Origin of the sequence: Alistipes sp. AF14-19 (genome assembly GCF_003461645.1) — a bacterium.
Taxonomy (GTDB): Bacteria; Bacteroidota; Bacteroidia; order Bacteroidales; family Rikenellaceae; genus Alistipes; species Alistipes shahii.
The window spans coordinates 23690-29701 of the sequence record NZ_QTXM01000028.1; the positions used below are offsets into that span (position 1 = coordinate 23690).

At 49.5% G+C, this 6012-nt stretch carries 7 protein-coding genes; all 7 read right to left on the reverse strand.

Annotated features, from left to right (window positions below; all coding sequences use genetic code 11):
* Positions 1-2 precede the first annotated feature (2 nt).
* Entirely contained in the window at positions 3-392 is a 390-nt protein-coding gene (locus tag DWW03_RS15330) for a DUF4133 domain-containing protein (protein WP_018697533.1), read from the reverse strand.
* 2 nt (positions 393-394) lie between these two features.
* Positions 395-2212, reverse strand: coding sequence for a group II intron reverse transcriptase/maturase (gene ltrA / locus DWW03_RS15335; protein WP_118406992.1), 1818 nt, complete (start codon positions 2210-2212; stop codon positions 395-397).
* A gap of 617 nt (positions 2213-2829) precedes the next feature.
* Entirely contained in the window at positions 2830-3126 is a 297-nt protein-coding gene (locus DWW03_RS15345; protein WP_014774763.1) for a DUF4134 domain-containing protein, read from the reverse strand.
* A 143-nt stretch (positions 3127-3269) separates the two neighbouring features.
* Entirely contained in the window at positions 3270-3806 is a 537-nt protein-coding gene (locus DWW03_RS15350; protein ID WP_118406993.1) for a hypothetical protein, read from the reverse strand.
* Between the two features lie 12 nt (positions 3807-3818).
* Positions 3819-4415 (reverse strand): DUF3408 domain-containing protein, encoded by a 597-nt coding sequence (locus DWW03_RS15355; protein WP_055204864.1) that lies wholly within the window; start codon positions 4413-4415, stop codon positions 3819-3821.
* 23 nt (positions 4416-4438) lie between these two features.
* Positions 4439-4909, reverse strand: coding sequence for a DUF3408 domain-containing protein (locus tag DWW03_RS15360; RefSeq protein WP_014774760.1), 471 nt, complete (start codon positions 4907-4909; stop codon positions 4439-4441).
* Positions 4910-4911: 2 nt separating this feature from the next.
* The gene (locus DWW03_RS15365; RefSeq protein WP_009596771.1) at positions 4912-5667 is read right to left on the reverse strand and encodes a ParA family protein; all 756 of its coding nucleotides are present in this window, start codon (positions 5665-5667) and stop codon (positions 4912-4914) included.
* Positions 5668-6012: the final 345 nt, after the last annotated feature.

Consider the following 6012-nt stretch of genomic DNA (forward strand, 5'->3'; position numbering starts at 1 on the left):
GATTACGGTTTTACGGTTCGAGGGATACGAATGCGTAGCAGCCGCCGGATGGCCCGACGATGGATGATGCGCCGCGGATGCCGGCGCGAGGCCATGAGCTTTTGAAGTCCGTAGGGGCCGAAACGGCGGCTCAGGTAGAAGGTGCCGCCCGTGACGGCAAGGCCGGCTGCGAGGGCGAAGAGGATGCAGAAGCCCTGCGGGACGCCGCTCATGTACATTCCGGCGAAGCAGACGAAGACGCCCAGAAGCCCTGCGACGAACAGCACGAGGTACTGCGCTGTGAGCCGTAGGCTAAGAACCCGGTGCCTTGCCGTATTTCTACGGTAGGTTTCCAAGAACTCGCCTCCGAACCGTGCTTGCACCTCTCGGCGCACACGGCTCTCCACTAACATATTCAGTCTATTATCCCGTGATGTATCTTGTTGTGACAGGGAATACATACAGCTAACGTCTTTCTCTGACGTCCAATCATTTGGATTTTCCATGGCTCTTTGCCTTTTAAGTCTTTGAGTCTTTTGACGTGGTGTATTTCAATGTTTTCCGTTGCGCCACACAATTCACACTTACCCGCTTTTAACCTTTGTATAAGGCTTGATACAGTGGTATTGAAAATCGTGTTGGCTACATAATCACAACTCGCGTCCATCGCGGTTGTTTTACGCTTAAAGCTCCCGTTGAAGAATACCCGCATCTTCTTTCCTCCTTTCTTGTCCTCATAGAAAACCGCAAAATCTTTGTGATGTCGATACTTTGCGATAATCTTTCGGGCTGTCGTACTGTACTTTCGTGCAAAAGTCTTATACAGACTGTATTGCATGATGTACTTGAAAGAATTCAGGTGTGAACTGTTATTTGCGATAGAAAAATAGTTTGCAAAACCTCGGATTTCTCTGTTATAGGCATCCAGTATTTCGAGGTCGTCCAGATGTAGCAACTTTGTCCGGCTTGTGGGTTTCCATTTCGCTTTACCCTCGAATTGATGAATTTCCATCGCCTCGTAGTAGAGAAGTTTATCCCGCATTGTGAACATTGGCACTTCCAACACTACCTTTTTGCCGTAAGCCTTAATAAGTACTCCCGATTTCTCGCCTCTTAACGTCTTATCCGTGAATGGTCGGACATAGATTTCATAGCCGAGGAATTTTGCCTTTCTATTGCCGTGCGTGATCAAGGTCTTTTCTTCGGAGAGCGTCAATTTCAGTTTCTCGCCGAGGAAATTCTTAATATCCTCTTTGATCGCCTCACAGTCCGATTTACTGCCAATCACTCCGATAATAAAATCATCGGCATACCTCACATACTTAATCCGTCTATATCCCTCGTCCATTTCATCGACAGAGGGTAAGTGCATCCTGTTTTTCTGATGTTGCTTAATCGCGTCAATCAGTTCCTTCCGAGTATCTTTATCCTCGGTTTGCTTCAGTTTTGTGCCGAGCCACCAAATTTTCCTGGAATACCGTTTGTACTCAAGGTTCATTGCCCGTCTGTCGCCTCTATCGAATTGACAGGCATACTCTTTCATGTACTTATCCAGCTTGTCGAGATAGATATTAGCCAGTATCGGGCTAATGATGCCACCTTGCGGTGTTCCGCTGTATGTTCTATGAAATGTCCAATCTTCGATGTAGCCAGCTTTCAAAAATTTCCACATTAGCCGGATAAAGCGGTCGTCTGCGATACGTTCTTTCAAGATTCCGATAAGTACATCATGGTTGATGTTATCGAAGAATCCTTCAATGTCGCCCTCGATAAACCACTTGGCCGCAGTAAAATTCTTCTGCACCTGTATCAGTGCGGTGTGGCAGCTGCGTTTGGGTCGGAAGCCGTGCGAGGTGTTCTCAAAACTACCTTCATAAATTGCTTCCAACAGCATTCGCAATACCTCCTGCACTAATTTGTCGTCGATAGACGGTATGCCGAGAGGTCGCATGTTCCCGTTTTTCTTCGGGATGTACGTCCTTCTTGCCGGTTTTGGTTGGTACGACTCATCTTTGAGCGCATCAAGCAAATTTTCAATCCGTTTCAGGCTCATTCCGTCGATAGTTTTACCGTCGGAACCTTCCGTCATATTTCCCTGCCTACCTTGTATATTATGGTAGGCGAGGAGAAACATCTCCGAATTGAATAGAACCCTGTAGAGCCGTTCAAACTTGTAGCTCGAAACTTTGCTGTGCTCTGACAGACTGTTTAATACTCTCTCTGGATTTCTCATAATGTCTCACACATTATCCGTTAATTTGTATTAAAAATGTTAGCTGCCACCCTTCGCCATGTACGAGGCTTTCCCTCGCTCGGACTACTACGGTGGCTCCGTTGCCATACCGGATTTTCATAGGTCTGAAACCTAATAGCCTTTCGGCATTCCGGGTTAGGCAATCCACGTTTAATTCTTCGGCAACATAGCTTTGATAGATTGTCGGATACGACTTTCATCCGTTTCTGCTTATCGCAGTTGTGCTGTAACCTGTTCTGCACCCAACCCTCCAAGGTCGAATCGAGTGTGTTACAGTATGGCGTCTGTAGTTACCTTCCGCCACAGTTTCGAGTTGTGCCACTTGGACTATCGTTCAATCAATCCAGACTTTATCCTCGTATCTATCTTTCATCTCCTGATTCAGTCGCATACTTGGTAACTGTATGACTTATCAGTTTATCGGCAGGCTATACTCCCCGTCCGGTTTCCCTTTCGGATAAGCCGATCGATGATAGGCTATCGAACACTTGCCTAACGTCTTGCTATCGACGCATTTGCCAAAGAACCATTACGTGCGCGCCCTGAAACTCGACTTGACGGCCGACTCCCTTGTTCACTTGGTATTCCGCCATCGTTTAGAGGAAGAACGAACGTAAGACCGTACCGACGATCACCAGAAAGACGCATGAGAGAAACAGCGCCGTGGCGGATTTCGAAGCGTCCGGGTCACCCGACGAGAATTTCGAGTAGACGCGCACGCCGCCGACCAGTCCGAGGATTGCCGCGACGGCGAAGATCAGTTTCGTGAGCGGGTCGAAATAGGACGTTACCATGTTCGTGGCCTCGCTGATGCCGGCCATGCCGTTGCCCTGTGCAAAGCAGGCGAGTGCGGAGCACAGGGAGAAAATCATGAAAATTGCTCTTTTTTTCATCGTTCAAGTAGTTTGGTTAAGGGTGTGAAAAAGGCCGCAGCCTGCTTTGGGAGCATTCTGCGACCGGATACATCGTATTTCCTGCTGCGGAAAAGGCGTCAGCCGTATTCGTTATTCCATTTCATGTCGTAGGTCGTTTTTAATTAAGCATAGGCCCGGATGTCGAAGTTGGCGATGGCTTGCCGCTCCTCGGCCGTGGCATCGCCCATGACGGCGCCCTCTCCGAAGTCCAGCTCTCCGAGCATCGCATGAACCTCCGCGTCACGGAGTTCTGCTCTGGCGGGGAGAGCCGGAAGCGGGAATCGGGCGCCGGCGGGCGCTTCGGGCTCCGAGAGTTCGCCGTCTTCGCCGATCGAGGGCCGCACGACAAGGGTGTTCCACCCCTGCATCGCGGACTTCTCTTCCGAAGCCGGGGCAAATATAGCGTCTCCGCCTGCCGGGGCGGTGCCGATGTCCGCTCCAGTCCGCTCCAGTCCGCACCGATAGGATTTTGACACGAGAATTTCAGGAGTTTGACGGGGTGCAGTACCGGCATTCGGCGTGTGAGGGGCAGCGTTATGCCCGGTGTGTTTTTTCTTCGGGCCTTTCAGATTGTCGACGACATATGACGCGAGCCGCCTCCGGAAAAACAACTGATCCAGACATACGGCGCAGGCGGCAATAAGAATTATGCTGTTCATGGCAGAAAGAATTTAGACGATGTTATGGTAATTCTGTTCTTGATGTATGCAGTTGATCTCGTCGCGGAACATTTCGAGATGGTGCCGTAGGATATTATCTACATAAGATGTTGCGGTCAGTCGCTCGCCGCCGATTTTTTTCAGGACTTCAAGGATTTTCCGTTTCGTAGGGGCACTGACATAAAGCGAGGCGCGGAGGTCGTAATCCACCCGGACAAGAAATGTTTTTTTGTAGTCGGGCAATGTCATCGAACGTCGCCATCGTATGTCCGGTACGGGAACACACTCCGGCTTCACATCCTGCTTTTCGGATACGACCGTTTCGGAAGGCGGAGAATCGAGATTTGAAGAATCTTCAGGTGCAGCGACAACGGATACAAGTTCAGTTGTCTGAGGTTGTTCCATCGAGGGCCATCCATCGCTATTTTCCGTTTGCACGGCAGGCATTGCACAATCGTCAGGTTGCTCCGAAAAGTGTCCGGCTTTATTATGACCTCGTCGCTTCCCGAGGTGCAGCAGCCCTAAGATTGACAAAACGATAATGCCTGTGCTAAGAGCGAGTAATGAAATGTCGAGGACACCGGACTCGGATAAAAAGCTGTAAAGCATAATTAGAAATTTTTAAGTCATTGTTAAACAAGTTTTTCAAAATTCCGCTTACGATCGAGCCGGTTTATATCGTCACGGAAAGTTTCGATGTGGTGCTGTAGAATATTATCCACATATGATGTCGCGGATAATCGTTCACCTCCGATTCTTTTAAGTATCTCCAGAATCTTACGCTTCGTCGATGCATTGACATAAAGTGTGGCTCGGATGCCGTATTCCACAGGAGTGAGAAACATTCGTTCATAATCGGACAAGGGTGGTGTTCTCCGACGGCGTGGCTCTTGTGCTGCGGGCACAGACGGGGTTTCATCCGGAATCTTTTCTGTGTCGATCTCCGGAACAGAGGGCGGTTCGGCGGGAATTGCGTCCGTAGCGGTTCCGGATGGGATCTGTTCCGGAATTACCCGTGTGACCTTTGTAGTGATAGGTAACTGCCCTGCGATCACCTGTTTTACAAGACTTTCGTCTACTTCGATTTTGGGTTTCTTGGCCATTGTTATCGGATTTTGAGGAGTGTAAGAATTTCTTCTGTGAGGATTTCGAGTTGCGCCTCACACGCAAAGGTTCGCGCCGGAGCCAGAAGTGTCGAGCGGCCGACTCCTGTATTGTCCGCAAGCAGCTCCTTGTTGAACTTCGAGCGGTAAGGAATGTGAGTTGTCATAAGCGACAACCCGAGCTTGCGGATAACGGCCTCGTATCGATCGTAAAGCGGCGTTCGTTCACGACGGTCTATCATCGTCCAGAAAAGATAGACGCTTTGTAAAGTAAGGGTCGGATCTTGGGCAAGGTTAGTGGTGAGACTCCGGGCAAAGGAGAGCGTACTTTCCATGACGACCTTGTCGGCTTTCATGGGCACAAAGACAGCGTCCAGCGACGCGAGCAGCCGAATGACACCTTCGGCATTGACCGTTCCCGGCAAGTCGTAGAGAATGATACGGGGATGGTAGCCGCTTTGCAGCAGCCGCTCGACTTCTTCGGGGGCTTCAGGCGGCATACATTTCAGCACAGGCCAGAGCTTGCGGCCCGTCGCTTTGAATTGACGTACCAGCAACAGCTTGTGGTAATCATCATGCTCGATGAGCGACAGTTCCCGCTCACGTTGCGCCTGAACGGACCATTGGGGATAGTCGCAGTCTACGACCAGCACGTCATAGCCTAATGTGTAGTGCAGATGACTGGCGAGTAACATCGTAAATGTCGATTTCCCGATGCCCCCTTTTTGATTGCAGATCGAAATGCTTGCTTGTTTCATTGCTTGTGTGTTTAAATGGTTGTTTGGGTAACTATGCGTCTGTCAAATCATTTATATATACTACCTTATATTTGGACGAATAATTGGATGATTATTCGGTCTGCCGCCCTTTCGTTCCTTTGCGCAGATACTCGGTTAAAGATTCGGGTATCCGTCTGAACCGATACTTATTTTGCGATTCGCGCAGTTGCCCGAATAATCAATCCTGCCGCAATATACAACAGGGTAAAACGCTTCGGTTCCGATGTCCGCTCCAGTCCGCTCCAGTCCGCACCGAGGGTTTGTTTTGGCGCTGTCCCGTCCTGAAAAAGGTTTACAGAAAAGAGTAAATCTTATGCAGCAAAA

Bases quoted from the DNA above. Each gene is read 5' to 3' on its own strand.
- DWW03_RS15330 (WP_018697533.1), bottom strand. From the start codon at position 392: ATGTTAGTGGAGAGCCGTGTGCGCCGAGAGGTGCAAGCACGGTTCGGA.
- ltrA (WP_118406992.1), bottom strand. From the start codon at position 2,212: ATGAGAAATCCAGAGAGAGTATTAAACAGTCTGTCAGAGCACAGCAAA.
- DWW03_RS15345 (WP_014774763.1), bottom strand. From the start codon at position 3,126: ATGAAAAAAAGAGCAATTTTCATGATTTTCTCCCTGTGCTCCGCACTC.
- DWW03_RS15350 (WP_118406993.1), bottom strand. From the start codon at position 3,806: ATGAACAGCATAATTCTTATTGCCGCCTGCGCCGTATGTCTGGATCAG.
- DWW03_RS15355 (WP_055204864.1), bottom strand. From the start codon at position 4,415: ATGCTTTACAGCTTTTTATCCGAGTCCGGTGTCCTCGACATTTCATTA.
- DWW03_RS15360 (WP_014774760.1), bottom strand. From the start codon at position 4,909: ATGGCCAAGAAACCCAAAATCGAAGTAGACGAAAGTCTTGTAAAACAG.
- DWW03_RS15365 (WP_009596771.1), bottom strand. From the start codon at position 5,667: ATGAAACAAGCAAGCATTTCGATCTGCAATCAAAAAGGGGGCATCGGG.